Below are 26,579 nucleotides of genomic sequence, written 5' to 3' on the forward strand. Positions count from 1 at the left end.
GCCCCCAAGTCCCCGCCCACCGTCCTCGTGGTGGACGACAACGCGGCCTTCCTCGACAACCTGCAGGAGCTGCTGGGTGACGCGGGCTACGAGGTGCGCGGCGCGTCCAGCTGCCGCTCCGCCCGCGAGCACGCGAAGGACGGCTTCGACGTGGCGCTGGTGGACCTGCGCCTGCCGGACGGGGACGGCACCGCGCTGGCCGCGGAGCTGAAGAATGGCAGCCCCGACTCGGAGGTGGTGCTGCTCACCGGCTTCGCCACGCTAGAGACGGCGGTGGCGGCGGTGCGGGCGGGCGCGTGCGCCTACCTGATGAAGCCCTGCGCCCCGCAGGAGCTGCTCTTGACGCTGGAGCAGGCCATGCGGCAGGTGCGGCTGCACGGCGAGAAGCGCGAGCTGGCCCGGCGCGCGCAGATGACGGAGAAGCTGGCGGCGGTGGGGACGATGACGGCGGGCCTGTCCCACGAAATCCGCAACCCGCTGAACGCGGCGGCGCTGCAGCTGTCCGTGCTGGAGCGCCGCGTGCGCAAGCTGCCGGACGTGCAGCAGGGGCCGCTGTTGGAGCCGCTGCTGCTGGTGCGCGACGAGATTCGGCGGCTGGACCACATCCTGGAGGACTTCCTCCAGTTCGCCCGGCCGCGCGAGTTCCGCCCGGGCTCGGTGGACGTGCGCGAGCTGGTGCGGCGCGTGGTGGACCTGCTCAGCGGTCAGGCCGAGGCGCGCAGGGTGGCGCTGGAGAAGGCCCCGCGGGAGGAGCCTCTTCCGCCGGTGGCCGGCGAGGAGGAGCGGCTGCGGCAGGTGCTCATCAACCTGTGCCTCAACGCGCTGGAGGCCACGCCGGCGGGCGGGAAGGTGACGGTGTCCGCGGGGCACGAGGGCGGGCGCGTGTGGCTCACCGTGGACGACGCCGGCCCGGGAGTCCCTCCGGAGGTGAGAGATCGCATCTTCGAGCCCTTCTTCACCACGAAGGCCCAGGGCTCGGGGCTGGGGCTGTCCATCGTCCACGCCATCGTCACCCAGCATGGCGGGACGCTGGAGGTGGGCACGGCCCCCGGAGGGGGCGCTCGCTTCATCCTCCAGCTCCCGGTGGCGACGGGTGAGCCCGTCGCCGTGCGCCGCGCGTAGCGGCGCCGTCCGTCAGAAGAAGGAGTTGCCGGAGCGGAAGTAGACCCGGCCGCTCGTGCTGAAGCGCGTGCAGACGATGCACGAGTGCGCGGCCGCGGCGCCGCTCCGGTACTGCGACAGGTCCGCGCTGGCGAGCTGATTGCCCAGCGAAGGCGGCTCGGTGCTCGCGAGCTGCTTGCCCACGGGCTGCGGCCTGGCGCCACCCGGCTCGTTGCTGAACCAGATGTCGAAGACGTAGTGCACCGCCACGGGCTTGCCGTTGAGCATGGCCGGCGCGTAGCGCCACGTGGAGAGCGTGCGGATGACGGCCTCTTCCAGGCCCCCCAGCCCCTGGAGGGACGTGCAGTCCGTGACGTTGCCTTGGGCGGTGATGGTGCAGCGAGCCACCACCGAGCCCTTGGGGAAGGAGGCCAGCGCCTTCCGGAGGCCATAGGCGAGGTCGGGGTAGTGGAAGCGCTCGCCGGAGAGGAACCGGGGCGGGGTGATGCCCGGCCCCAGCTCCAGCACCGCGGGCTGGGCGGACTCGGCCGGAGTCTCGGAGGCGGCGGCGACGGCCTCGACAGGGGCGGCGTCCTCCATCACCGGCGCGGCGACCTCCACCTCCACCGGAGCGGAGGGCTCGGCGTCCAGCGAGTACGGGACGCGCGGCAGCTCCGTGCGGGCGATGGACTGCGTGTCCGGGATGAGCAGCGGCGCCGAGCGCGGGGCACGGGCCTTCGGAGCGGGCGCGCGCTCACCCTTCGGAGCGGAGGCGCGAGGCGCCGTGCGAGCCGCGCGAACCGGCGCGGGGATGTTGCGAGGCGCGGCGGGCGAGACGGGCGCCACCAGCAGGCGCGGAGCGGCGCGAGCCGGGGCGGGCGCCTGGGCGGGAAGGGCCTTCGCGGTCTCCGGCATCGGGGCGGGAGGCGGCTCCGCGCGCGCCGTCTCGGGCACCTGCGAGGTGCCGAGCATCACCGCGACCACCGCGCTGCCCACGCCACTGGCGAGGCGCCAGGGCCTGCGGGGAGTGGAGGACTCGGGGGCGACGAGCAGCCGGCGCACGCGCGTCAGCAGCGAGCCTCCGGCGGCCCCCAGTGCCGGCTGGGGCGAGGGCGCCACGCGCAGCTGCTCGATGTGGGCCAGCGCTCGCGCGTACAGGTACGCGTCCCCGCAGCACTGCACGGCCAGGTCATCCGCGCAGTGCTCGCGCTCCTCGCGGATGCGGTGCGACAGCCACCAGACGGCCGGGTGGTAGAAGAGCAGGGTCTCGACGAGCGACTGCAGCAGGTTGACGAGGTAGTCGTGACGGCGGATGTGTGCCAGCTCGTGCGCCAGGATGGCCTCGAGCTGGGCGGCGGACAGGCCCGTCATCGCGCTGGCGGGCACGAGGATGAGGGGCCGCCACAGGCCGATGACCATGGGCACGTCGATGCTGGAGGAGGCCAGGAGGCGCACCGGGCCAGACATGCGCATGCGGGCCAGGGCGCGCTGGAGGGCGTCACGCCAGGGGGCGTCGGGCTCGACGGTGCGCTGGCGCGCCAGTCGCTGCGTCAGCATCCAGGCCAGCAGGGTGCGGGCCGACAGCAGCAGCACGCCACAGCACCAGGCCGGCAGCAGCCACGGCCGCAGCGCCTCCAGCCACGGCGAGTCACCCAGCGGTGCCGGCGCCGTCATCACCGTGACGGTGGCATCCACGGTGACGGAGGCGGAGGGAAGGGCGGGGGTGGCCTCCGCGAAGACGAAGCGGGAGGCCTCGGCCAGGGCGGAGAAGAAGGACACCGCCGGCAGCACGGCCATGGCGAGCAGGCCGAGGCACGCGGTGGCGTAGCGCGCGCGAGCGGCGCGCTGCGGAACGAGCGCCAGCAGCCCGGCGACGACGAGGGCCACGGCGGCGCCCTGCCACAGGAACTCCAACAGGGCTCGCTCCAGGGCGAGGAAGACGGGCTGCTGCGACAGCATGGGCAGAGCGTCCATCTACTTCCCCCGCTTCTCGTGCTCGTCCAGCAGCTTGCGGATCTCCGCCAGCTCCTCGGCGGACGCGCGCTTCATCGAGAGGGCCTGGGCCACGAGGGTGGTGGCCGAGCCGCCAAAGGCCCGGTCCATCAGGTCGCGGAGCAGGTCACGCTGGGTGCGCTTCTCGCTGAGCGCGGCCTCGTAGACGTGGGTGCGCTCGCTCTCGTCGCGCTGCACCAGCCCCTTCTCCGTCATGTTCTGCAGGAGCTTGAGGACGGTGGTGTAGCCGGTGTCCTTGTCCTGGGTGTCGCGGAGCGATTCGTGAACCTGACGTACCGTGCACGGTCCCAGCTTCCAGAGGACTCGTAGGATGGCCAGCTCGGCACGAGTGGGCTGTGGCAGGGCGGGGGTCATACGCGGAGTATTACGACGCGTGTCGTAAGTGTCAACGACGCGCGTCGTAGATGTTCACCGCCCGGCCCTTGCGACTCCCGCGCCTACGACTCCGCGGCCAGCTCCTCGTCCTCGTCGGGGACGGGCTTCAGGGCCACGCCGCCGTTCTGCGCGGCGTACTCCTTGAGGCGGTACTGAATCTTCCGCACGCTGATGCCCAGCACCTCGGCCGCGCGCGACGTGGAGCCCTGCACCATCTCCAGCGTGCGGAGGATGGCCTCGCGCTCGATGGCGGCCAGCGTGGCGCCGGGGATGAGCGCGCCCGCGGACGTGCCGTTGGGGCGGGGCCCGCGCAGCACGGGCGGCAAATCATCGGTGGTCAGCTCGTTGCCCTGGGACAGCACCAGCGCGCGCTCAATCGCGTTCTCCAGCTCGCGGATGTTGCCCGGCCAGTCATGGGACAGCAGCGCCTGGAGCGTACCCGGCGCCAGCCCGCGCACCTGCTTGCCGTACGCGTCGCTGTACTTCTCCAGGAAGTGGTTCACCAGCGCGGGGATGTCGCTCTTGCGCTCGCGCAGGGGCGGCAGCGTCACGCTCACCACGTTGAGCCGGTAGTAGAGGTCCTCGCGGAAGCGGCCCGCCTTCACCTCGGCCACCAAATCACGGTGCGTGGCCGCGACGATGCGCACGTCCACCTTCAGCGTCTGGGTGCCGCCCACGCGCTCGAACTCGCGCTGCTGCAAGACGCGCAGGAGCTTCACCTGCACCGCGGCGGAAATCTCACCAATCTCGTCCAGGAAGAGCGTGCCGCCGTCGGCCATCTCGAAGCGGCCCTCCTTGCGGGACACCGCGCCCGTGAAGGAGCCCTTCTCGTGGCCGAACAGCTCGCTCTCCAGCAGGTTCTCCGACAGGGCCGCGCAGTGCACGCGGATGAAGGGCTTGTCCTTGCGCGGGGACTCCTGGTGCAGCGCCTGGGCGATGAGCTCCTTGCCCGTGCCGGACTCGCCCAGGATGAGCACCGTGGCGCGCGTGCCCGCCGCGCGGCGCACGACGTCGTAGATGCCCTGCAGCGGCGGGGACTCGCCGATGATGTCGTGGAAGCGCTTGACGCGCGAGCGCACCTGGTCGCGCAGCGCCTCCGCTTCCTGGCGCAGGCTGCGCTTCTCCAGCGCCTTGTTGAGGATGACCAGCACCTGCTCCGCGTCCAGCGGCTTGAGCAGGAAGTTGTCGGCCCCGGACTTCATGGCCTCGACGGCGGTCTCCACGCTGGCGAACGCCGTCATCATCACGAAGGTGGCGTCGCTGCCCTGCTCGCGCGCCGTCTTCAGGAGGGTGAGCCCGTCCATCTGCGGCATGCGCACGTCGGTGAGGACCACCGCGGGCGAGAACTCGGAGATGCGCGCCAGGGCCTCGGCGCCATTGGAGGCCTGGGCCACCTCGTAGCCCTCCTCTTGGAGGATGGTGGCAATCGCCCGGCGGGCATTGTCCTCATCGTCGACGACCAGGATGCGCTTCAGGGACATGGGGGGCTCTCGGAGTGTGTCTGGACGTTCCAGGTCTCCACCACGGGCTCGATGCGCGGGGTGAGCTGGATGATGGAGCTGGGGAAGCAGTGGGCGGGAAGCTCGGCGAAGATGCGGCGGGCCTCCTCGGCGTCCGCCTCGCTGGAGACGGCGACGTGGGGGCGGACGATGAGGTCGGTCAGGTGCGGCGGCTGGTCGGGCGCGCCCACCACGCGGGCCACCGCGCTGCTCTGGTAGAAGAGCACCGGCACGTGCGCGTCGCGCGCGCGGTCCAGGAAGGCCAGCAGCGTGCGGCCCTCCACCGCGCCCACCAGCAGGGACTCGGGGGCCCAGCGGCCCTCGTTCGCCGTGTCCGGCTCGGGCAGCGGGCAGCCGATGGGGACGGGGGGCGCACGGTCGCTCGTCAGGACGGCACCGCGTGCGCCCTGCCAGAACAGCCGCGTCTCGTATTCGGTGATGGTCACGGACGTCATCGGGCTACCTCCTGCCATTCCCTGGGTGGCAAATGCCCTTTCAACCGCTGTGCCGCGCCGGTGCTTCTTCCCGAACCCGCCCCCTGTTCCTGGGTACAACTCCCGCCAATCAGGGGACATCATGGTAACCCGAACAGGCGAAGGATGGCGGGTCCGGTGAGGCTGACCAGCAGACAGCCGGCCAGCATCAAGGGGATGCCGAGCTTCAGCATCTCGGACGAGTCCAGGCCCTCGCCCGCGGCCATGGCGTTGGGCGGGGTGCTGATGACGAAGGGGATTCCGAACGAGCACCCCAGGGCCACGAGGATGGGCGTGGAGGCGGCCGGGTGGAGCTGCAGGGACAGGGGGATGAGGAGCGCCGCGGTGCCGGTGTTGCTCATCACCGCGGACAGCACCGCCGCCACCACCACCAGCAGCCCGAGCTGCGCCGTCACCGGCCAGCCGCTGAAGTCCGCGCCGGCCAGCGCGCGCGCCACCAGCCCGGAGTGCTCCATCAGCCGGCCCAGGGAGATGCCGCCGGCGATGAGCAGCAGGGTGGACCAGTCCAGCTTCCCCAGGTCCTCGCGCTTGAGCAGGCCGGTGCCGAAGAGCAGGGCCGTGGCCCCCAGCGCCACCACCGGCGCGGGCACGCCGTGCAGCGGCTCGGACAGCCACGCCACGATGCAGGCCGCGCTCGCCGCGAGGACCCACCGCCCGGGCCCGCCGAGCGGCTTCGATTCCTGGGTGGGCAGCTCCAGCCGGCCGCCCACGCGGAAGCGCAGCAGCACCAGCCCGAAGCCCAGCACCAGCATCAGCCCGGTGAGGGGCAGCGCCAGCGCCATCCACTTCGCGAACGTCACCTGCGAGTACGCGCCAGCGGCGGACACCGCGAGCGCGTTGGGGCCGCTGCCCACCGGCGTGCCCATGCCGCCGAAGTTGGCGCCCAGCGCCACGCTCAACAGCAGCGCGGGCCGCAGCGGCGAGCCCGCGGGCGCGGCCTGGAGGATGGGCCGCAGCGCCGCGAGCATCATCGCCGCGGCGGCCACGTTGGACATCCACATGGAGAGGAAGGCCACGCCGGCCATCACCAGCAGCAGCAGCAGCCGGGGCCGCCCGCGCGACAGCCGCACCACGTGCTCGGCCAGCGCGGCGTCGAGGCCGTGCCGCATGGCCGCCACCTCCAGCGCGAAGCCGCCCAGGAAGAGCACCAGCACCGGGTCCGCGCTCCACGCCAGCACCGCCGGAAGGCGATAGGCCGGGTCCAGCGAGCCCATCAGCACGGGCGTGGCCCCCATCAGCAGCAGGGTGGGGATGAAGGGCGGCACCACCTCCGTGAGCCACAGCACCAGGCACACGCCGCCAATCAGCACCGTGCGCGAGGCGACGGGCCCCTCCACGCCCAGGGCCGCCACCAGCGCCACCACGGCGACTCCGGCCACCGCGAGCGCGGGGCGGAGCCACTGCCAGCGGGCCGGCGTCCGGACGGACGACGGGCCCGGCGCCTCGGAGGCGCCCAGCGAAACGGAAGGGGAGGGGTTCATGGGGCCTTACACGTCCCGGCGTCCCATCCTTCGACAAGGGGGACGCCAGTGTGGGCGGGAAGCCAGGAGGCGCGCGGCGTCAGGCCCGCGCGCCGGGAAGGAGATTGCTCAGGCGCTGTACTCGGCGGCCATCTCGTGCCGGTCGCGCTCGGCGATGAGGTGCTGCGCGTACCGCACCAGGTCCGCCTCCGTGAGGATGCCCACCAGGTTGCCGCTCGCGTCCACCACGGGCAGGCAGCCGTACTTGTGCTTGAGCATCTCCACCACCGCCTCCTTCAGCGCCGTCTCGGGACGTACCGTCGCCACATCCCGCGTCATGATGTCCGCGGCCCACAGCGGCTGCGCCGCCGGGTCGGTGGCGTGGACGGCGGCGGCCCTCAGCAGGTCGCGGTGGGTGACGAGGCCCACCAGCTTGCCCTGCCGCAGCACGGGCAGGTGCCGGATGCGGTGCAGGCGGAGCAGCTCGTCCGCCTTGGCCAGGTTCTGGGTCTCCTTGAGGGTGACCACTTCGCGGGTCATCAGCTCTCCGACAATCTGCATGGGGCTCTCCGGGGTGTGGCGTCCTCTACGGGCCTCCTCCATTGCAGGTCCGGGGCCAGCCACGTGTTCCACCTTGGAAACGGTGTTTCCGGTTCCCCGGAGGTGCAAGCTTTGCGTCCCCCTGGTGCCCCTCGCAGGGTTTGCGCGCCGGAGGGGCGTGAGCACCGCCCGACACCCTCCTTTCGGGGCGATTGAAGCCCGTCTGGCTGTGCGCTAAGTGCTCACCCCGTCGCTAGGGGTGCCCCGGAGGGGGCTGAGACGGCCGAGTAGCACGGCCAACCCTTGGAACCTGAACCGGGTCATACCGGCGGAGGGAAGCGGCCCGGGGCTCGCACTCCCCGCCCGCCTGCCCGTCCGCCATCCAGAGGAGGAGCGAGATGAGCGGAGCGTCCAGGAGCCTGAAGGTCGATGGAAAGGTGCTGGAGGGAATCAGCCGGGGCCCGCTGCCAGCCTCGCGCAAGGTGTACGTCAACGGGGCGCTGCACCCGGACGTGCGCGTGCCCCTGCGGGAAATCAGCCAGACGCCCACGCGCCATGGCCACGGGCCGGACGCGAAGGAGACGCCCAACCCGCCCGTCTACGTCTACGACTCCAGCGGGTCGTACACGGACCCGTCGGCGCCCATCGACGTGAAGCAGGGCCTGTCCCCGGTGCGCGCGTCGTGGATTGCCGCCCGCGGTGACACGGAGGAATTGCCCCGCATCAGCTCCGAGTACGGCCGCGTGCGCGAGGAGGATCCGCGGCTGGCGGGCCTGCGCTTCGGCCACCGCCGCAAGCCCCGCGTGGCGAAGAAGGGCGGCAACGTCACCCAGCTGCACTACGCCCGGCGCGGCATCATCACCCCGGAGATGGAGTACGTGGCGCTGCGGGAGAACCTCCAGGTGGAGGCCTCGCTCGCGGCCCAGCACCCGGGCCAGTCCTGGGGTGCCTCCATTCCGCGCGTGATTACGCCCGAGTTCGTCCGCGACGAGGTGGCCCGCGGCCGCGCCATCATCCCCGCCAACATCAACCACCCGGAGCTGGAGCCGATGATCATCGGCCGCAACTTCCTGGTGAAGATCAACGCCAACATCGGCAACTCGGCCGTCACCTCCTCCATCGAGGAGGAGGTCGAGAAGATGGTGTGGTCCATCCGCTGGGGCGCGGACACGGTGATGGACCTGTCCACCGGCCGCAACATCCACGAGACGCGCGAGTGGATTCTGCGCAACGCGCCGGTGCCCATCGGCACGGTGCCCATCTACCAGGCGCTGGAGAAGGTGGGCGGCAAGGCCGAGGAGCTGACGTGGGAGCTGTTCCGCGACACGCTCATCGAGCAGGCCGAGCAGGGCGTGGACTACTTCACCATCCACGCTGGCGTGCTGCTGCGCTACGTGCCGTGGACCGCGAAGCGCCTCACCGGCATCGTCAGCCGCGGCGGCTCCATCATGGCCAAGTGGTGCCTCGCCCACCACCAGGAGAACTTCCTCTACACGCACTTCGAGGAGATCTGCGAGATCATGAAGGCGTACGACGTCAGCTTCAGCCTGGGCGACGGGCTGCGGCCGGGGTCCATCGCCGACGCGAACGACGCGGCGCAGTTCGGCGAGCTGGAGACGCTGGGCGAGCTGACGAAGGTGGCCTGGAAGCACGACGTGCAGGTGATGATCGAGGGCCCGGGCCACGTGCCCATGCACCTCATCCAGGAGAACATGACGAAGCAGCTCGCCGTGTGCGGCGAGGCGCCGTTCTACACGCTGGGGCCCCTCACCACGGACATCGCGCCGGGGTACGACCACTTCACCAGCGGCATCGGCGCGGCGATGATCGGCTGGTTCGGCACGGCGATGCTCTGCTACGTGACGCCCAAGGAGCACCTGGGCCTGCCGGATCGGGATGACGTGAAGGAAGGCGTCATCACCTACAAGATCGCCGCCCACGCGGCGGACCTGGCCAAGGGGCATCCGGGCGCCCAGGCGCGCGACAACGCGCTCTCCAAGGCGCGGTTCGAGTTCCGCTGGGAGGACCAGTTCAACCTGTCCCTGGACCCCGAGCGCGCCCGCGCCTTCCACGACGAGACGCTGCCCGCCGAAGGGGCCAAGGTGGCCCACTTCTGCTCCATGTGCGGCCCGCAGTTCTGCTCCATGAAGATCACCCAGGACGTGCGCGACTACGCGGCGAAGACGGGTGTGAACGAGGAGACGGCACTGAAGACCGGCCTGGAGGAGAAGAGCGAGGAGTTCAAGAAGGCCGGCGGCGAGCTGTACCGCTAGGCTCGGGCGGCCGAGGGACGACCTGACACATCACCTGTCCGCGGCGTGACAATCGTCGCGGGCACATGTCATGGTGGGCCGGCAAGGGTGCGCTTGCCGCGCCCTCCTTTTTGAAGGGGACGTTCCATGGAGACTCCGCCGCGGGAACAGCTGGGTTCGTACATCAGTGGCACACCGATGCCGACTCAGGATGAGAAGACGATGGGGATGCTGGCCCACATCGGGACCCTGATTGCCAACCTGTTCGTGGGGTTTGGCTTCCTCGTCCCGTTGTTCCTCATGCTCACCAAGGGCAAGGAGTCCTCCTTCATCCGTGAGCACTCGGTGGAGTCGCTCAACTTCCAGATCACCTGCTTCATCGGGTTCGTCATCGGCGGCATCACCGCCTGCTTCGGCGTGGGCCTGGTCATCATCGCGGCGGTGTGGATTGCCTCGGTGGCCTTCGCCATCATCGCGGGGCTCAAGGCGAAGGACGGCGAGCTGTACCGGTACCCGGCCACCATCCGCTTCGTGAAGTAGGGGAAGCCTTCATCGGGCGGGTCATGCGCGAGCGCGCGGGCCCGCCCGACGTGTTTCCAGGGCTCAGCCGCCGATGCCCATCATGGACAGCAGGGTGGCGCCGTTGCCGGGCTCGGTGAAGCGGTGCCCGTCCGGCTTGTCCCCCAGCGCGCGGCGGATGGCCACCGCCAGCTCCACGTCGGTGGCGCCCCCGCGGATGAGCTGGTGCAGCGGCGCCTGCGCGCGTCCGCCGAGGCAGCTGCGCAAGTCCCCGTTGGACGCCACGCGCACGCGGTTGCACCCGCCACAGAAGTTCTGGGTGAGGGGAGAGATGAACCCCACGCGCCCCGAGGCCGTGCGCCAGTAGCGCGCCGGACCGGAGGTGAGCGACGCGGCGTCAGCGCCCTCGTCGTCGGGCTCGGGCTCCAGCGGCAGCCCCGACGCCTGGAGCTTCTCGACGAGCTCCGCGGTGGGCACGGGCGTGCCCTGGCCGAAGGGCATCAGCTCGATGAAGCGCGGGGTGATGCCGCGCTCGTGCGCGTACGCCACCAGCGCGGGGACCTCGTCGTCATTCACGCCACGCATCACCACGGCGTTGAGCTTCAGCGAGGCGTAGCCCGCCGCCGCCGCCGCGTCGATGCCGCGCAGGATGGTGGCCAGGTCCCCCTGCTTGGAGATGCGGCGGAACGTCTCCGGCGACAGCGTGTCCAGGCTGAGGTTGAGCTGGTTGACGCCGGCCTCGCGCAGCGGCACGGCCAGCGGCGCCAGGAAGCTGGCGTTGGTGGTGATGGCCAGGTGCCGGATGCCGGGCAGCGAGGAGATGCCTCGGCAGATGTCCAGGATGTCCGGGCGGATGAGCGGCTCGCCTCCGGTGAGGCGCACCCGGCGGATGCCCATGCTCGCGAAAATCGACGTGATGCGCGCCAGCTCCGCCGCGTCCAGCATGTCCCGCTTCCCACCCCACGACGCGGGCGAGCAGTAGGTGCAGCGGAAGTTGCAGCGGTCCGTGATGCTCAGCCGCAGGTACGTCATCCGGCGCCCCTGGGCATCCAGCAGGGGCGGCGCGAGTGGGTCCGTCGGAGGCTGTGGGCTGGCGGTCGTCACGGGAGGCTCATCCTCATAACAGCGGCCCCCGGGCCAATCATCTCCGACCTGCACGCGGGGGCGCCGCGTGTCCTATCCCTCACTCCCGGTGGCGGAGCGCTTGACGACGTCCTTCGCCTCCACGCCCTCGGTGGCCGCGGGCCGGCCAGCAGGGGAGGGGGCGTCGGAGTCGTCATCCAAATCGGTGAGACGGGCCAGCTCGGCCTCGGCCTCGGTGGCCTCGAGCTCCGCCTGGGGAAGCCCCTTCTTGAGCTTCATCTCCTCCTTGATGCGGATGAGACCCTCCTCGCCGATGTCCAGGAACGCGCGGACCACTTCCGGGTCGAACTGCGTGTTGGCGCAGCGGCGGATCTCCTGGATGGCGTTGGCGAACGAGGTGCCCTTGCGGTAGGGCCGGTCGCTCGTCATCGCGTCCAGCGTGTCCGCCACGGCGAAGATGCGCGCGCCGATGTGGATTTCGTGCCGCTGGAGGTTGCGCGGGTAGCCGGCGCCGTCCCAGCGCTCCTGGTGCGACAGCACGATGGAGGCGGGCGTGTCCAGGAAGGGGATGTTCTGGATCATCTGGAAGCCAATCTCCGGATGCTTCCGCATCTCCATCCACTCGTCCGGAGTGAGCTTGCCCGGCTTGAGGAGCACCGCGTCCGGCACGCCAATCTTGCCGATGTCGTGCAGGAGCGCGCCGCGGCCAATCTCCTCCAGTTCCTTGCCCTGGATGCCCATCCGGTTGGCGATGGCGGACGTGTAGCTGACCACGCGCTGGGAGTGGTCGCTCGTCTCGTGCTCGCGCGCGTCGAGCGCGGCCACCAGCGCCAGCAGCGTGTTCTGGTACGTGTTGGCGATGTCGCGCAGGGCGTTGCGCAGCTCCGCCGTCCTGTCGCGCACCTTGCGCTCCAGCTTCTTCTGGTAGCGCTTGCGGGCCATCTCGATGCGGCGCTTGGCGAGCGCGCGCTCGATGGCGCGGATGAGGTCCGTCAGCTTCGGTGGCTTGAGCAGGTAGTCCACCGCGCCGCGGCGCAGGCAGTCCACCGCGGACTCGGTGTCACCGTAGCCGGTGAGCATGATGACGGAAGTGTCCGGGAGCCGCTCGCGCAGGTTCTCCAGGAGCCACAGGCCGTCCTTGCCCGGCATCTTCATGTCGCTGATGACGAGCGGCGTGTCCTCCTCGCCGGCGACATCGAGCGCCATCTCGGCACCACTCGCGACGACGCAGTTGTAGCCCTCCTCCCGGAGGAGGACGGAGATGACGTCGCGTACGGAGTCGTCATCATCGACGATGAGAATTCGGGGTGGGGCAGGAGGGATGGCTTCCACGGCGGCAGATTCTAGAGGTTTCCGGGTTTCAAAGGCGAACGAGAGCGGGAAATTACCACCCTTTCCAGGCTGGCGGTTGATCTCCCACCAGGCAGGGAGGGTACCCCGCCGCCGGTGGGAGGCGGGGCCTGCGGGCCCGTCAGGGGCGTTTTTCCCTCTGGGAGACCGCCTGGAGCGCCTGCACGCCTGTTCGGATCATCCCCGCCTGCCCGCCCTGACGGGGCGTATGGGATTCCCGATGTCGGAGGTGGATCCACGAGTCCCCACGTCCCATTCCGGGGTCTCCCGAGGCCTCGACCGTGGGCCCTGGTGGCCGGAGCACACGGGTGGGAGGGCCGCCACTGGCGTGCGAAGGCGTTGCGCAGTTTCGGGCCCTCCGGGGTTGTTCCGCGCGAACGAGTTGGACGGGGTGACGACACCATGACGCGACGTGGGAGCTGGGGACTGCTGCTAGCGGGGCTCTGCATGCTGGCCGCCTGTGGGCCCGGGGTGCGCAGTGACTTTCCTTCCGAGACACCGGACCCGGGGGTGTCCGAGCACGCGCCGGCGGTCGAGGAGGTGACGACGCGGTGGGTGGATGCGGAGGCCACCGCGATGGAGCTCCGGGTGCGTGGCCGCAACTTCAGCTCCCGCAGCACCGTGCGCTGGAGGGAGCAGGCGCTGACCACCACCTTCCTGGGCGACACGGAGCTGAGCGCGGTGCTGCCGCTGAACGACGCGGTCTCCTGGACCGAGGCCTGGCTGGACGTCCGCGATGACGGCAGTTCGAACAGATACGTGCTCCCGTACCCCGAACCCGAGCTGCTCTCCGCCAGCCTCGAGCCGGAGCCCCTCGACTCCGTCACCCAGGGGCGCTTCATCCTGACCGGGCGGAACCTCGTCACGGGAAGCCACGTCACCTACGACGAGCAGCTCTACCCCGTGACGGTGCGGAGCACGGAGCGAGCCGACGTGGAGCTCCCGTTCAACGCAGTGCTCGAAAGCATGAGGGGGGGGCTCCAACTCCAGCTCCAGACCTCCCGGCCCCAGCCGCAGCGCTCGAACACGCTGACCGTGCGGACGGACCCTCCCATCGTCGAGTTCCTGGGGGTGTCGCCGTCGTCGCTGAGCACCGCCGGGGGAAACAACACCCTCTTCAGCGCCCTCGTCCTCTACGTGAAGAACGCACGATTCGTGACGCAGGTGAAGTGGAACGGTCAGCCGGTGCAGTTCGCGCGATACACGGACGGGTCTGCCCTCTATCTGCCGCTTCCACAGGATGCGCGGTCGAAGCCCGGGCTCGTCACCCTGACGCTGGAGGCGGCCGGCATGGAACACGTCCCCGCCCCCTACCTGCTTCCCATCGAGGATGCACCGGTGGTGCACCGGCTGGTGACCCCGGTCATCCAGACGGGAAGCCAGGTCGCGTGGCTCACCCTCCAGGGCGAGGGATGGGGCTCGGCCGTGGACGTGTCCTGGGATGACCAGTTGCTCGAACTCCAGCATGGGTCCTCGGGCGATGTGGCGTACGTCAGTGTGCCGTCCGCGGAGATGGCGCGACCGGGACTGCACAGCGTCCGGGTGCGTCGCAAGTCCGACGGCGCGCTGTCCCGGCCCCATCCCGTGGAAGTGGTGGATGCGGCGCCAGCGCCCGGGGTCCTCTCGTTGGAGCCCTCGGTGGTGTCGGTGGGTGAATCGCCGGTACGCCTGCGGGTCCACGGAAACGAATTCGGCCCCACCTCCGTCATCCGGATTGATGGAAGGGAACGCGTCTCACAGAACCAGGGTGCCTACTCCATCTCCACCTTGCTGGAGCCTGGGGACCTGGCGGAGGCGGGGATTCACACCGTCACCGTGTCCTCCCCTGGCGGCGGCACCTCGCTGCCCCTGCTGCTCAACGTGGACGCACGCCGGCCGGCGCCACACCTCGCCAGCCTGTCGGTCCCTTTCGCCACGGTGGGCAGCGGCCCCATGTCCCTCTCCGTGTCGGGAGCGGGCCTGGGGGCCTACTCGGTCATTCGCTGGAACGGGGCCTTCCTCACCACGCGCTGGGAGCCCTGCTGTAACGGGCAGTACCGGCTGGTGGCGGACATCCCCTCGGACCGGCTGGCCCAGCCCGGCGTCGCCCGGGTGACGGTCTTCAATCCCCCGCCGGGCGGCGGGGCGAGCAACGCCATCGACTTCGCCATCCTCGCGCCGGGTGCCAGCGCGCCGGAGCTCACGCCGCGGAGCATCGAGCTGGGCAGCCCGAACGTCACCGTGACGGTGCGCGGCGGCGGCTTCAGCACGAGCACGTTCGTCATGGTGGGCAGCAACTCGCGCACCGCGACCTTCATCGACAGCACCACGGTCACCGTGAAGCTCGAGGCCTGGGAGCTCGCGACGGAGCGCACCCTCGAACTCCAGGCAGTGACGCCCCGGCCAGAGGGCTCTGTGGCCAGCGCATCCCAGTTCCTGCATGTGATTCCCCCCCGGACCCCTGTCTTGCGGAGCGTGATTCCGGGGGTGGTGTCCGTGGGCCATTGGAAGAAGGGCGAGGTCCGCTCCCTCGACCTCCGGGGCGAGAACTTCGACTCGACGGACGATTCCCCGCTGGAGACACGCCTGAGTGCCTCGCTGCAATGGGGGAATGCTGCCTACCCGGTGCAGGTGAACTACGGCGACTGGCACAGCGGGGAGGGACCGCTGGCGGATGTGCCGGGAGAGGCCGTGGCGAATCCGGGGGCGGTCGAGGTCCGGGTCTCGCGGGCGAGTGAGAATGGGGGCACGTCGCTCCCCGCGCTCGTCAACGTGGTGACCGAGCGGCCCGTTCCGCGGGCTTTTGCGGTGTGGCCCGGCAACCTGCGCATGGGAGCGGACTCGCAATTGATTCGGATTGAAGGGAGCAATCTCCACGCTTCCAGCGTGGTGCGCTGGAACGGGCAGCCCCTGACGACGATGAAGCTGAGCGAGACCTTCATGGGGGCCGTCGTGCCCGGCGCGCTCGTCGCGTCCCCGACGACAGCCCGGGTGACGGTGGAGACGCCCGCGCCCGGAGGTGGCGTCTCCCTCGCGCTGCCGGTGATGGTGCAGTAGCGCCGCGGCGTCCCGGCGAGGGCCTCAGCCGTGGGCCTTCGCCGGGGCGCGGTCGTACCGGAAGGGCGCCAGGTTCACCGTGGTCTTCTCGCCGAGCACCGCCTGGGTGATGAGCTTCGCGGTGATGGGGGCCAGGAGGATGCCGTTGCGGAAGTGGCCGGTGGCCAGGAAGAGGCCGGGCACGGGGCCCTCGCCGAGGTACGGGTACTTGTCCTCCGTCCACGGCCGGAAGCCGGCCCACGAGTCCGTCACCGGCGCGCTGCCCAGCTCCGGGCACAGCTCCAGCGCCATGTCGAGGATGCGCGCCAGCCCCGCGGCCGTCACCTGCTTGTCGAAGCCGACCAGCTCCATGGTGCTGCCGGCGATGATGCGCCCATCCGCGCGCGGCACGAGGTAGCCCTTCTCCGAGGTGAGGATGCGCTCCAGCAGCGGCAGCCGCGTCTGGAACTGCACCATCTGCCCGCGCGCCGGCCGCACCGCCTTCGCCTCCACGCCCGCGCCCTGCACCAGCGCGGACCACGAGCCCGCGGCCAGCACCACCGCGTCCGCGCGCAGCACCTCGCCGTCCAGGTCCACGCCCACCGCGCGGCCACCCTCGTGCACCACGCCGCGCACGTAGCCGCTGCGGAACTCCGCGCCCACGCGCGCGGCGGCCATGGTGAGCGCGCGCACCAGGAGCCGGTTGTCCACCTGGTGGTCGTCCGGGAAGTGCGCCGCGGCCAGCGCCTTCGGGGACAGGCGGGGTTCCAACTCCCGGGCCTGTGCGCCGTCCAGCAGCTCCGCGCGCAGGCCCAGCCCGCGCTGCCATGCCACCGTGGCGTCCAGGTGGTGCAGGCCCGCCTCGTCGAAGGCCACCTTGAGCACGCCGCACGGCCGGTAGGCCACGTCCACGCCCGTCAGCTCCCGCAGCTCCGCGGCGAAGGCGGGGTAGAGGCCCCGGCTGCGCATGCACAGCTCCAGGAAGGGGCCCGGCCCGTCCGCTTCCATCTGCGGCGCGAGGATGCCCGCCGCCGCGCTGGAGGCCTCCGCGCCCGGAATGGAGCGCTCCAGCACCGTCACGCGCACGCCTGCCTGCCGCAGCCGCAGGGCGATACCGCAGCCCATGATGCCGCCACCCACGATGATGACGTCCGAGACTCGCATGGCGTGCTTCCTGCTCGCCCACTCCCTCGTTTGCAAGCGTCACGACAGCTTGACGCAGGGCGCGGTTGACGGCGGGAGGCGTTCCCGTTAACGATGGCACCGTGCTCTCTGCGTTCCATCACCATCATGCGCATCATCGGCTCGGCCCGGACGGGTTCGATCGCCATGCGCATGCCTGGGTGAACGTCTAGAGCGCACCCACCCGGCACAAGCCGCAGCGACGAAGGCCCGTCCCCCCAGGACGGGCCTTTTTTCGTTTCCGCGCATTCCCACCCCCGAAGCCCCTCGAAGGCCCACCCATGCTGCTGAAGATTGCCCTCCCCAACAAAGGCCGCCTGTCCGAAGAAGTGCGGGAGCTGTTCAACGACGCGGGCCTGGAGGTCCGGGCCCGTGGCGAGCGCGCGCTCACCGCCTCGCTCGGCGGCGAGTTCGAAGCCATCTTCGTCCGTGCCCAGGACATCCCCGAGTTCGTCGCGGACGGGGCCGCGCACGCGGGCGTGACGGGGTGGGACCTGGTGAATGAGGCCGGGCGCGAGCTGGACCTCCTGATGGACCTGGAGTTCGGCCGGTGCCGGCTGGTGGTGGCCGCCCGCGAGGAGAGCGGCATCCAGTCGCCGGATGACGTGCGCAACGGGAGCCGGGTGGCCTCGTGCTTCCCGCGGCTGACGCAGTCCTTCTTCGACAAGCGCGGGCAGAAGGTGACGGTGGTGCCGGTGTCGGGCGCGGCGGAGATTGCCCCGCACCTGGGCATCGCGGACATCGTCGTGGACCTGACGTCCACCGGCTCCACGCTGAAGATGAACGGCCTGCGGGAAGTGGCCACGGTGCTCGAGTCCAGCGCGCGGTTGGTGGCCTGCAAGGGCAACACCCCAGACGCGCAGCGCAAGCTGGAGGAATTGACGCTGGCGCTGGGCTCGGTGCTGGCGGCTCGCGGCAAGCGCTACCTCATGGCCAACGTGCCGAGGAAGGCGTTGGAGAAGGTGCGCGAGGTGCTGCCCGGCCTCAACGGTCCCACGGTGGTGGACGTGTTGGACGGCGGCAACTTCGTGGCGGTGCACGCGGTGGTGCCGTCGAAGACCATCTACCGCACCGTCAACGCGCTGAAGGCCCTGGGCTGCGAGGGCATCCTCGTCACCCGCATCGAAAGGTTGATGGCGTGATGGACTCCCTCGCTTCTTCCGTCCTCAGGTACCGCGGCGCGCTGTCCGACCTCTCCGCGGAGGACCGCCGCCGGCTGCTGGACCGCGCGGGCAGTGGAGTCGATGCCCGCGTGACGGCGCGCGTCAGCGAGCTCATCTCCCGCGTGCGCTCCGAGGGCGACCGCGCGCTCTTCGACCTGGCGCGCCAGTTCGACCGCGTGGAGCTGAAGTCGCTGGAGGTGCCGCGCGAGAAGTGGCAGGCGGCGCTGGCCTCGCTGGACCCGGCGGTGCGCGAGGCGCTGACGCGCGCGGCGCGCAACATCGCGAAGGCGCACGCCGCGCAGAAGCCGCGGGCGGTGGAGATTGAAACCGAGCCCGGCGTGCTGGTGGGCCGGAGGCCGGACCCCCTGGGCCGCGTGGGCGTCTACGCGCCGGGAGGCCGGGCGGTGTACCCGAGCAGCGTGCTGATGGGCGCGGTGCCGGCGAAGGTGGCGGGAGTAGGCGAGGTCATCGTCTGCTCGCCGCCGGGCCCCAACGGGCTGCCCCACGCCGCCGTGCTGGCCGCGGCGGCCATCGCGGAGGCGGACCGTGTCTTCGCGCTGGGCGGCGCGGGCGCGGTGGCGGCCCTGGCCTACGGCACGGAGAGCGTGCCCCGCGTGGACCGCATCGTCGGACCGGGCAACGCGTACGTCGCCGAGGCGAAGCTCCAGGTGGTGGGCGCGGTGGCGATTGAAGCCCCCGCCGGCCCGAGCGAAATCCTCGTGATTGCCGATGGCACGGCGAATCCGGACGCGGTGGCGCGCGAGATGCTCGCCCAGGCAGAGCACGACCCGGAGGCCGCGTGCGTGACGCTGGCGGTGGGTGAGCCCCTGGCGGCCGCCATCACCGCGGCGGTGGAGCGGCTGACGGCGGGAGCGAAGCGCTGGGAAATCGTCACCTCGGCGCTGGGCTCTCGCGGCGCGGTGCTGAGCGTGGCGTCGCTGGAGGAGGCCTTCCCCTTCGCGGCGGACTTCGCGCCAGAGCACCTGCTCCTGGCCACGGCATCGCCCCAGGAGGACCTGGCGCGCGTGCGCAACGCGGGCACCGTCTTCCTGGGCGAGCGCTCGTCGGTGGCCTACGGCGACTACATGACGGGCTCCAACCACGTGCTGCCCACGGCGGGGCTGGCGCGGGCGTACTCGGGGCTCAACCTGTTGGACTTCTACCGGTGGACCACCTACCAGCGGGTGGAGGCCGGGGCGGCGGCGAAGCTCGCGGATGACGTGGGCCGGCTCGCGGACAGCGAGGGCCTGTTCGCCCACGCGGACGCGGCGCGCGCCTGGAGGACGCCATGATTCCCACCCGCGCGTCCTATCGGGACATCCCCCTCTACTCGCCGGCGAAGAAGCCGTGCCGGGTGGACCTGAGCGACAACACCAACCTCTTCGGCACGCCGCCCGCCGCCGAGCGCGTGCTGCGCGGGGCCTCGCTCCGCGCGGTGACGCACTACCCGGCGGGCTACTCGCCGGACCTGCGCCGCGCGGTGGCCGCGTACGCCGGGGTGACGCCGGAGGCGGTGGCCACGGGCTGCGGCTCGGACGGCCTCATCGACTGCGCCATCCGCGCCTTCCTGGAGCCGGGCGAGGTGCTCGCCTTCCAGGACCCCACCTTCGTCATGGTGCCGCTGTACTCGAAGATGAACGGGGTGAAGGCGGCGCCGGTGCCGCTGCGACCGGAGGCGGACTTCGACCTGGACGTGGACGGCCTCGTGGCCACGGGCGCGAAGGTCATCTACCTGTGCTCGCCCAACAACCCCACGGGCACGGCGCTGTCGCGCGCGGCGGTGGAGCGCGTGGTGGAGAAGGCGCCCGGCATCGTCATCATCGACGAGGCCTACGCGGACTTCGCCTCCGGGCCGGGCTTCATCGACTTGGCCCGCACGCGGCCCAACGTGCTGGTGACGCGCACCTTCTCCAAGGCCTACGGCATGGCGGGCATGCGGGTGGGCTGGGCGGTGGGCTCGCCACGGCTGGTGGCCGAGGTGGAGAAGGCGCGGGGCCCGTACATGCTCACCGCGCTGGCGGAGGCCATGGCCGTCGCGGTGCTCACCGAGGACCAGGACTGGGTGAAGGCGCGGGCCCGCGAGGCGGTGGAGAACCGCGAGCGGCTGCGCGCGGAGCTGGTGGCACTGGGGCTGAAGCCGCTGCCGTCGGAGGGCAACTTCCTGATGGTGCCCCTGCCGGGTGCGCCGAAGGTGGCGGAGCGGATGCGGGAGCGGGACGTGAATGTGCGGGCCTTCCAGGGGCTGACCGGGGTGGGGGACGCGCTCCGGATTGGCAGTGGACCCTGGCCCCTCTTGGAGGCGGCGCTGGCGGCGCTGCGGGAGTCAATGCAATGAGAGTCACCCTGTTCGACTACGGAGCGGGCAACCTGCACTCGCTGGCCAAGGCGCTGGCGACGGCGCCGGGCGCGGAGGTGCGGATTCAGGAGGACCCGGTGCGCGCGCTGGACACGGACGTGCTGGTGCTTCCGGGCGTGGGAGCCTTCGGTGCATCGGCGGCGCGGCTGGAGCCCGGGCGCCAAGCCATGCGTGACGCGCTGGAGCGCGGCCTGCCGTGCCTGGGCATCTGCCTGGGCATGCAGCTGCTCTTCGACACCAGCGACGAGGGCGGCGGCGCGGGCCTCGGCTACTTCCCCGGGAAGGTGACGCGGCTGGCCGCGCGCCGGGTGCCGGAGATTGGCTGGAACACGGTGGAGGAGGACCGCACGCTGGCCGGCACGAAGCTGGACACCGTGTACTACGCGCACAGCTTCGTCTGCCGCCCGACGGATGCGTCCGTCGTCACCGGCTGGACGACGCACGAGGGTGACCGCTTCCCCGCGGCGGTGCGGCGCGGGAAGGTGGTGGGCGTGCAGTTCCACCCGGAGAAGTCCTCCACCGCGGGCGTCCGCTTCGTGCGCGCCTTCCTCGAGGAGGTGGCGCCGTGATTGCCATCCCAGCCATCGACCTGCGCGAGGGCGCGTGCGTGCAGCTGGTGGGCGGCTCGTACGACGCGGAGAAGGTCCGCGTGAATGACCCGCTGGACGCGCTGCGCCAGTGGCGGAGCTTCGGCTTCAGCACCTTCCACGTGGTGGACCTGGATGCCGCGCTCGGCAAGGGCTCCAACGCGGACGCCATCTTCCGGCTGACGTCATATGAGAAGGGGCTCACCTTCACGGTCGGCGGCGGCGTGCGCGACTCGGACCGGGTGGAGGCCGTCCTCGAAGGAGGCGCCTCCGCCGTCGTGGTGGGCACGCGGGCCATCGAGGACACCGCGTGGCTGGCGGAGGTGGCGGGCCGCTACCCGGGCCGGGTGGTGGTGGCCGCGGACGTGAAGGGCCGCGAGGTGGTGACGCGCGGCTGGACGTCGGGCAGCGCGCGGGACATCCGCGACGTGCTCGCGGCGCTGGAGCCGCTGCCCCTGGGCGGGCTGCTGGTGACGGCGGTGCACAAGGAAGGGCAGCTGTCGGGCGTGGACCTGCCGCTGATGCAGGAGGTGGCGCGCACCAGCCGTCACCGGCTCTACGCCTCGGGCGGAGTGACGACGCTGGAAGACTTGAGGGCGCTCGCCGCGGCGGGCGCGTATGGGGCGGTCATCGGCATGGCGCTGTACACGGGAAGGCTGGATGCGCGCGACGTCGCGCGGGAGTTCGCGGGATGACCACCGTCATTCGAGAGACGAAGGAGACGAAGGTCCAGGTGGAGGTGTCGCTCGGCAAGGGCGTCACCCAGGTGGACACGGGCCTGAAGTTCTTCGACCACATGCTGTCCACCTTCGGCCGCTACGCGGGGCTGGACCTCAAGGTGCACGCGCGGGGCGACCTCACGCACCACCTCATGGAGGACGTGGCGATTACGCTGGGCACCGCGGTGCAGAAGGTGATTCCCGCCACCGCGGCGCGCTTCGCGGAGCGCACCATCCCCATGGACGACGCGCTGGTGCAGGCGTGCCTGGACGCGGGCGGGCGCTTCTACTACCGGGGCCCGTTGAAGAACCGGCTGTATGAGCACTTCATGCGCTCGTTCAGCGAGCACGCGAAGGTGACGCTGCACCTGCGCGTGCTGCGCGGCAAGGACAGCCACCACGCGACGGAGGCGGCCTTCAAGGCGCTGGGCCTCGCGCTGCGCGACGCCATGGTGGACGAGGGCACGGTGTTCAGTATGAAGGGCTCCGTCGCCCTGGAGGTGAAGTGATGCTCACCCGGCGACTCATCGTCTGTCTGGACGTGAAGGGCGGACGCGTGGTGAAGGGCGTCCAGTTCGAGGGCCTGCGCGACGTGGGCGACCCGGTGGAGCTGGCCCGGCGCTACGAGGAGGAGGGCGCCGACGAGGTGACCTTCCTGGACATCTCCGCGAGCGCCGAGGAGCGCGGCACGCTGTGGGACCTCGTGCAGCGCACCGCCGAGCGGCTGTTCATCCCGCTCACCGTGGGCGGCGGCGTGCGCACGGTGGACGACGTGGGCCGCGCGCTGCGCGCGGGCGCGGACAAGGTGAGCATCAACTCGGCGGCGGTGGCCAACCCCGCGCTGCTGACGGCGTGCGCGGAGCGCTTCGGCGCGCAGTGCGTCGTGGCCAGCATCGACGCCAAGAGGGAGGACGGGCGCTGGCGCGTCTACACCCATGGCGGGAAGAAGCCCACGGAGCTGGACGCGGTGGCCTGGGCGCGCGAGTGCGTGGCGCGCGGAGCGGGCGAGGTGCTGCTCACCAGCATCGACCGCGACGGGGCGCGCTCCGGCTATGACCTGGACTTGACGCGGGCCGTGGCGGACGTGGTGGACGTGCCCGTCATCGCGTCGGGCGGCGCAGGCAACGCGGAGCACGTGCGCGACGGGCTGACGAAGGGAGGGGCGGACGCGGCGCTGGTGGCCGGAATCCTCCACGACGGCGTCACCACGGTGGGCGCCATCAAGTCGCTGCTCCGCGAGGGCGGCATCCACGTTCGGAGCCGGACATGAACGACAGGCAGGCACTGATGCAGGCCGCGGCGGAGGTGGCCCGGAAGTCCGGGGACGTGGCGCTCGGCTTCTTCCGCGGCGGCATCGCGGTGGACACCAAGTCCGACGGCACCCCGGTGACGGTGGCGGACCGGACGGCCGAGCAGGCGGCGCGCGACTGGATTTCGGCCCGCTTCCCGGAGGACGGCATCCTCGGCGAGGAGTTCGGCGAGACGCGGCCGGGCGCCGAGCGACGTTGGATTCTGGACCCCATCGACGGCACGAAGACCTTCATCCGCGGCGTGCCGCTGTGGGGCACGCTGGTGGCGGTGGCCAAGGGCGAGCGCATCCTCGCGGGCGCCGCGTACTTCCCCGCCGTGGGCGAGCTGCTGGTGGCGGCGCCGGGGCAGGGCTGTTTTTGGAATGACAGACCGGCGCGCGTCTCCGAGCAGGCGGACCTGTCGAAGGCGGTGGTGCTGTCCACGGATGAGCGCTTCCTCCTCCACCCGGAGCGGGGCGAGGCCTGGCGCGCGCTCGCGAAGGAGGCGGCCATGGACCGCACGTGGGGCGACTGCTACGGCTACCTGCTGGTGGCCACGGGCCGGGCGGAGGTGATGGTGGACGAAATCCTCTCGCCCTGGGACGCGGCGGCGCTGCAGCCCATCATCGAGGAGGCCGGCGGCGTGTTCACCGATTGGACGGGCAGGCAGACCTCCTTCGGCGGCAACTGCATCGCCACCAACGGGGCCCTGGCGCGCGTGGTGCGCGAGCGGCTCGGCGCGACGGAGGTGGTGCGATGACGGCCGTGACGTTGGATTTGGACCGGCTGGACTTCACCAAGGGCAACGGCCTGGTGACGGTGGTAACCCAGGACGCGAGCACCGGGGACGTGCTGATGGTGGCGCACGCGGACCGTGAGGCGCTCGAACGCACGCTGGCTACCGGGGAGATGCACTACCGCTCGCGCACGCGGGGCCTGTGGCACAAGGGTGCCACCAGCGGGAACACGCAGCGCGTGGTGTCGCTCAGCGCGGACTGCGACGGAGACGCGGTGCTGGCCCGCGTGGTGAAGGCCGGCCCCGCCTGCCACACCGGCGAGGAGACCTGCTTCGGCACGGGCCGCTGGGACGCGCTGGCGGCGCTGGATGCCACCATCGCCCAGCGCGCCGCGCAGGCGCCCCCCGAGGGCGAGAAGCCGAGCTACACCCGCCGGCTGCTGGACGACCGCAACCTCCGCCTGAAGAAGCTGGGCGAGGAGGCCGCGGAGCTGGTGACGGCGTGCGCGGACGCGGACGCGCCTCGCGCGGTGGAGGAGGCGGCGGACGTGCTCTACCACGTGCTCGTCGCCGTGAAGCCGCTGGGCCTCACGCTGGACGACGTGAAGGCCGTCCTCGCCCGCCGCGCCGCGAAGCCACCGCCTTCCAGCGGCGCGCGCTGAGCGTTTCGCACGACCTCCTGCGTGGGGACAGTGGTCATTCGCACCACGCGTGCATAACTGCACACGCAGGAGGAAGTCACGCATGGCCTCAAAAGCGAAGCAGTCGAAGGCACCGGCGAAGAAGAAGACGGCGGTGAAGTCCTCGCGGCGCAAGACGCACCAGGCGGGGCGCGTCGCGAAGGACTCCGCGGAGATGAAGGGGCAGCGCAAGCAGGTGGACTCGAAGAAGACCGGCGTGCGCAAGACGCGCAAGCAGCGCGACGTGAAGAACCAGGGCACCCCGTCCCGCTCCGTCAACAAGCGCCCGCGCGTCGCCGCCGCGAAGAAGAGCGTGCGCCGTGCCCGCAAGCCGTCGTCCGCCACGACGACCCCCGCGCCCGCCGACGCCGGCATGCCCGCGGGCCTCTCCGAAGTGGGCGGCGCCTAGCTCGTGGATCAGGCGCCCTCACGGCGCCTCCGAGCATGTCTTCGAGGCAGGACTTTCGTGGCATTCCTGAGTCACGGAAGGCCAACAGGGGCAGTGTCAGCCTCGACCCGGACGGTTTTGTACGCCAGGACTGCAGCGTGACAGCGTGACTGCCACGCAAGACGGATTGGGGCAGGTCTCACTCTCTTCAACGGGAGGAGTGTTCCTGCTACACATTCGTGCCGCACGGCGGAGTGGAGATCGCCGGCCGGGCGCTTGCAAACCGTCCGCCTCACCGGAGGCATCGCATCGTGAACGGCCCCACCTACAAGGCTGAAATCATCGACCGCGTCATCTTCACCCGCTGGCCGAACCCTCCGACGAAGGAGGACGTCACGACGATCCTGGCGCAGATGCAGGATGCGGCCAAACGGCTGGGCTCGAACCTCATCTACGTCGGCTCGGTGAGCCCCAAGTCGAAGGTGCCGGACGCGGCGGAGCGCGCGGTGCTCAACCAGTTCCTCCTGGACGCGCGCCGCACCTGCGTGGAGCAGGCGTGGCTCATCTACGAGGGCACCGACCTGCAGCACAACCTCCAGCGCGTCATCATCTCCGGCGTGCTGATCCTCACGCGCACTTTCGACAACTTCCTGTCCGTGGCGAAGTCGGGTGACTCCATCGTCAAGGACGTGGGCACGGTGCTGAAGAAGGACGCGACGCCCATCTTCCAGATGGCCCGCGACAAGGGCCTCCTGGCCTGAGCGCCGCGGGCTCGGACGGTCCGGCGCTCACCGCGCGCCGATGATCTCCAGCTCCTTCACCTCGCCATCTGCGCGCTCCGGGAAGACGCTCACCGCGTCCACGTCGAGCAGCGGCACGGGCAGCTTGCAGACCTCCCACTGGCCCGTGCCGCGGTAGCGGCAGACGGTGGGATTCACGAAGGAGAAGCCACCTTCCGGATCCTGGAGGCCCACGCCCTTCGGGGTGCGGATGATGGCCCTCAGCGTGCCGGGGCCCGTGGCGCGGATCCGCAGGCTCTCCACGTGCTTCAGCGTGGGCGTGTAGCCCGCGCGCAGCGCTCCGTCCGCCGCCCAACGCTTCGGCTTCGAGGCGTTGCTCACGCGCACGCCGGTATTCACGTCCCGGTCGAAGGCCTGGCGCCCGGGCTCCGCGCCCGTCACGAGGTCCGGATCCACGGCCGCCGTTTCCACCGTCGGCCCGGCGGCCAGCGCCACCAGCGCGGGCGCGGCCTTCTCCCCTTGATGCACCGCGGCGGCGCGCACGAGCGGGTCCGGCAGGTGGCCGGCCTTCGCGCACACGGGGGCCAGCTCCACGACGAGGGTGCCCACGGCCGGGGCCAGGGTGAGGTCGGACTGGGCGGCCGGCGCCAGCCCCAGCCGGACGAGCGAGCCGCACGCGTCCGGCGTGCTCCTCCCGGCGTGCTCCAGGCTCCAGCGCACGTTCGCCAGGTCCGGCGGCCTGCCCAGGGCGGCCTCCAGGAGGGACTGGGCCACTGTCTGGACGCAGGCATTGAAGGGCGACGGGCAGCGCTCGCAGAGGGTGGCCAGCACCCCGCGCAGGGGAGTGTCCACCCCCGAGGCGAGCGGGGCTCGCGCGGCGAGCGCGGGGCTCAGCTCACACGCCCGGTCGGGGGGCTCCGGGCAGGCGTCCAGCCGCTTCCGGGCTCCGGCCACGGCCCGGGCGTCGTCCGGGGCCTTCAGGGCCGACTCCAGGGCGCCCGGCAGCGTCTGGCACTCGGGTGGGGGGAGGGGCTTGGG

At 71.3% G+C, this 26,579-nt stretch carries 25 protein-coding genes and 1 riboswitch; of the genes, 15 read left to right on the forward strand and 10 right to left on the reverse strand.

Annotated elements, in window-relative coordinates:
• On the forward strand, positions 1-1,122 hold a 1,122-nt coding region (locus HG543_RS30125; protein ID WP_246357400.1), incomplete at its 5' end, for a sensor histidine kinase.
• Between the two features lie 12 nt (positions 1,123-1,134).
• Here HG543_RS30125 and HG543_RS30130 read toward each other — a convergent pair.
• From HG543_RS30130 to HG543_RS30155, 6 genes are all read right to left on the reverse strand, one after another.
• Positions 1,135-3,075: a M56 family metallopeptidase gene (locus HG543_RS30130; RefSeq protein ID WP_246357401.1), complete on the reverse strand. Its 1,941-nt coding sequence runs from the start codon at positions 3,073-3,075 to the stop codon at positions 1,135-1,137.
• On the reverse strand, positions 3,076-3,468 hold the full coding sequence (locus HG543_RS30135) for a BlaI/MecI/CopY family transcriptional regulator (RefSeq protein WP_169348348.1): 393 nt from the start codon (positions 3,466-3,468) through the stop codon (positions 3,076-3,078). It abuts the gene before it with no gap.
• An 83-nt stretch (positions 3,469-3,551) separates the two neighbouring features.
• The gene (locus HG543_RS30140) at positions 3,552-4,970 is read right to left on the reverse strand and encodes a sigma-54-dependent transcriptional regulator (RefSeq protein ID WP_169348349.1); all 1,419 of its coding nucleotides are present in this window, start codon (positions 4,968-4,970) and stop codon (positions 3,552-3,554) included.
• Complete coding sequence (locus HG543_RS30145) at positions 4,961-5,443, reverse strand: OsmC family protein (protein ID WP_169348350.1); 483 nt, start codon at positions 5,441-5,443, stop codon at positions 4,961-4,963. The genes HG543_RS30140 and HG543_RS30145 overlap by 10 nt, the downstream gene beginning before the upstream one ends.
• A 119-nt stretch (positions 5,444-5,562) precedes the next feature.
• Positions 5,563-6,963, reverse strand: coding sequence for an SLC13 family permease (locus HG543_RS30150; RefSeq protein WP_169348351.1), 1,401 nt, complete (start codon positions 6,961-6,963; stop codon positions 5,563-5,565).
• 108 nt (positions 6,964-7,071) lie between these two features.
• Complete coding sequence (locus HG543_RS30155) at positions 7,072-7,503, reverse strand: CBS domain-containing protein (RefSeq protein ID WP_169348352.1); 432 nt, start codon at positions 7,501-7,503, stop codon at positions 7,072-7,074.
• Between the two features lie 224 nt (positions 7,504-7,727).
• A riboswitch (TPP riboswitch) is annotated at positions 7,728-7,836 on the forward strand.
• Between the two features lie 44 nt (positions 7,837-7,880).
• Between HG543_RS30155 and thiC the strand changes: the two genes are divergently transcribed.
• Positions 7,881-9,755 carry a phosphomethylpyrimidine synthase ThiC gene (gene thiC, locus HG543_RS30160; RefSeq protein ID WP_169348353.1) on the forward strand — a complete coding sequence of 625 codons (1,875 nt, stop codon included), beginning with the start codon at positions 7,881-7,883 and terminating at the stop codon, positions 9,753-9,755.
• 177 nt (positions 9,756-9,932) lie between these two features.
• Positions 9,933-10,274 carry a DUF4870 domain-containing protein gene (locus HG543_RS30165; protein WP_246357402.1) on the forward strand — a complete coding sequence of 114 codons (342 nt, stop codon included), beginning with the start codon at positions 9,933-9,935 and terminating at the stop codon, positions 10,272-10,274.
• Between the two features lie 63 nt (positions 10,275-10,337).
• On the opposite strand, the gene moaA is transcribed toward HG543_RS30165, so the two are convergent.
• The gene (gene moaA / locus HG543_RS30170; RefSeq protein WP_169348355.1) at positions 10,338-11,357 is read right to left on the reverse strand and encodes a GTP 3',8-cyclase MoaA; all 1,020 of its coding nucleotides are present in this window, start codon (positions 11,355-11,357) and stop codon (positions 10,338-10,340) included.
• A gap of 72 nt (positions 11,358-11,429) precedes the next feature.
• Entirely contained in the window at positions 11,430-12,668 is a 1,239-nt protein-coding gene (locus HG543_RS30175) for an HD domain-containing phosphohydrolase (RefSeq protein WP_169348356.1), read from the reverse strand.
• Between the two features lie 420 nt (positions 12,669-13,088).
• Between HG543_RS30175 and HG543_RS30180 the strand changes: the two genes are divergently transcribed.
• Positions 13,089-15,722, forward strand: coding sequence for a choice-of-anchor Z repeating domain-containing protein (locus HG543_RS30180; protein ID WP_169348357.1), 2,634 nt, complete (start codon positions 13,089-13,091; stop codon positions 15,720-15,722).
• A gap of 24 nt (positions 15,723-15,746) precedes the next feature.
• On the opposite strand, the gene thiO is transcribed toward HG543_RS30180, so the two are convergent.
• On the reverse strand, positions 15,747-16,865 hold the full coding sequence (thiO, locus tag HG543_RS30185) for a glycine oxidase ThiO (protein ID WP_169348358.1): 1,119 nt from the start codon (positions 16,863-16,865) through the stop codon (positions 15,747-15,749).
• Positions 16,866-17,164: 299 nt separating this feature from the next.
• On the opposite strand from thiO, the gene hisG reads away from it, so the two are divergent.
• The 11 genes from hisG (at position 17,165) to HG543_RS30240 (ending at position 25,562) form a co-directional block, all read left to right on the forward strand.
• Positions 17,165-18,025 carry an ATP phosphoribosyltransferase gene (hisG, locus tag HG543_RS30190; protein ID WP_169348359.1) on the forward strand — a complete coding sequence of 287 codons (861 nt, stop codon included), beginning with the start codon at positions 17,165-17,167 and terminating at the stop codon, positions 18,023-18,025.
• On the forward strand, positions 18,025-19,338 hold the full coding sequence (gene hisD, locus HG543_RS30195; protein ID WP_171818500.1) for a histidinol dehydrogenase: 1,314 nt from the start codon (positions 18,025-18,027) through the stop codon (positions 19,336-19,338). The genes hisG and hisD overlap by 1 nt, the downstream gene beginning before the upstream one ends.
• Complete coding sequence (locus HG543_RS30200) at positions 19,335-20,381, forward strand: pyridoxal phosphate-dependent aminotransferase (protein WP_169348361.1); 1,047 nt, start codon at positions 19,335-19,337, stop codon at positions 20,379-20,381. The genes hisD and HG543_RS30200 overlap by 4 nt, the downstream gene beginning before the upstream one ends.
• On the forward strand, positions 20,378-20,971 hold the full coding sequence (gene hisH / locus HG543_RS30205; RefSeq protein WP_169348362.1) for an imidazole glycerol phosphate synthase subunit HisH: 594 nt from the start codon (positions 20,378-20,380) through the stop codon (positions 20,969-20,971). The genes HG543_RS30200 and hisH overlap by 4 nt, the downstream gene beginning before the upstream one ends.
• Positions 20,968-21,684, forward strand: a complete 717-nt coding sequence (locus HG543_RS30210) for a HisA/HisF-related TIM barrel protein (RefSeq protein ID WP_169348363.1) — start codon at positions 20,968-20,970, stop codon at positions 21,682-21,684. Before hisH ends, HG543_RS30210 begins: the two co-directional genes overlap by 4 nt.
• Entirely contained in the window at positions 21,681-22,217 is a 537-nt protein-coding gene (locus HG543_RS30215) for an imidazoleglycerol-phosphate dehydratase (RefSeq protein ID WP_169348364.1), read from the forward strand. Before HG543_RS30210 ends, HG543_RS30215 begins: the two co-directional genes overlap by 4 nt.
• Positions 22,217-22,978, forward strand: a complete 762-nt coding sequence (gene hisF, locus HG543_RS30220; RefSeq protein WP_169348365.1) for an imidazole glycerol phosphate synthase subunit HisF — start codon at positions 22,217-22,219, stop codon at positions 22,976-22,978. The genes HG543_RS30215 and hisF overlap by 1 nt, the downstream gene beginning before the upstream one ends.
• The gene (hisN, locus tag HG543_RS30225) at positions 22,975-23,757 is read left to right on the forward strand and encodes a histidinol-phosphatase (protein ID WP_169348366.1); all 783 of its coding nucleotides are present in this window, start codon (positions 22,975-22,977) and stop codon (positions 23,755-23,757) included. The genes hisF and hisN overlap by 4 nt, the downstream gene beginning before the upstream one ends.
• The gene (hisIE, locus tag HG543_RS30230) at positions 23,754-24,395 is read left to right on the forward strand and encodes a bifunctional phosphoribosyl-AMP cyclohydrolase/phosphoribosyl-ATP diphosphatase HisIE (protein ID WP_171818499.1); all 642 of its coding nucleotides are present in this window, start codon (positions 23,754-23,756) and stop codon (positions 24,393-24,395) included. The genes hisN and hisIE overlap by 4 nt, the downstream gene beginning before the upstream one ends.
• Positions 24,396-24,477: 82 nt before the next feature.
• Positions 24,478-24,822, forward strand: a complete 345-nt coding sequence (locus HG543_RS30235; protein WP_169348367.1) for a hypothetical protein — start codon at positions 24,478-24,480, stop codon at positions 24,820-24,822.
• A gap of 290 nt (positions 24,823-25,112) precedes the next feature.
• A complete protein-coding gene (locus tag HG543_RS30240) occupies positions 25,113-25,562 on the forward strand; it encodes a DofB protein (protein WP_169348368.1) in 450 nt (149 codons plus the stop codon).
• Positions 25,563-25,589: 27 nt separating this feature from the next.
• Here HG543_RS30240 and HG543_RS30245 read toward each other — a convergent pair.
• On the reverse strand, positions 25,590-26,579 hold a 990-nt coding region (locus tag HG543_RS30245; RefSeq protein WP_169348369.1), incomplete at its 5' end, for a hypothetical protein.

Source organism: Pyxidicoccus fallax (assembly GCF_012933655.1).
In the GTDB taxonomy this organism is placed as follows: domain Bacteria; phylum Myxococcota; class Myxococcia; order Myxococcales; family Myxococcaceae; genus Myxococcus; species Myxococcus fallax.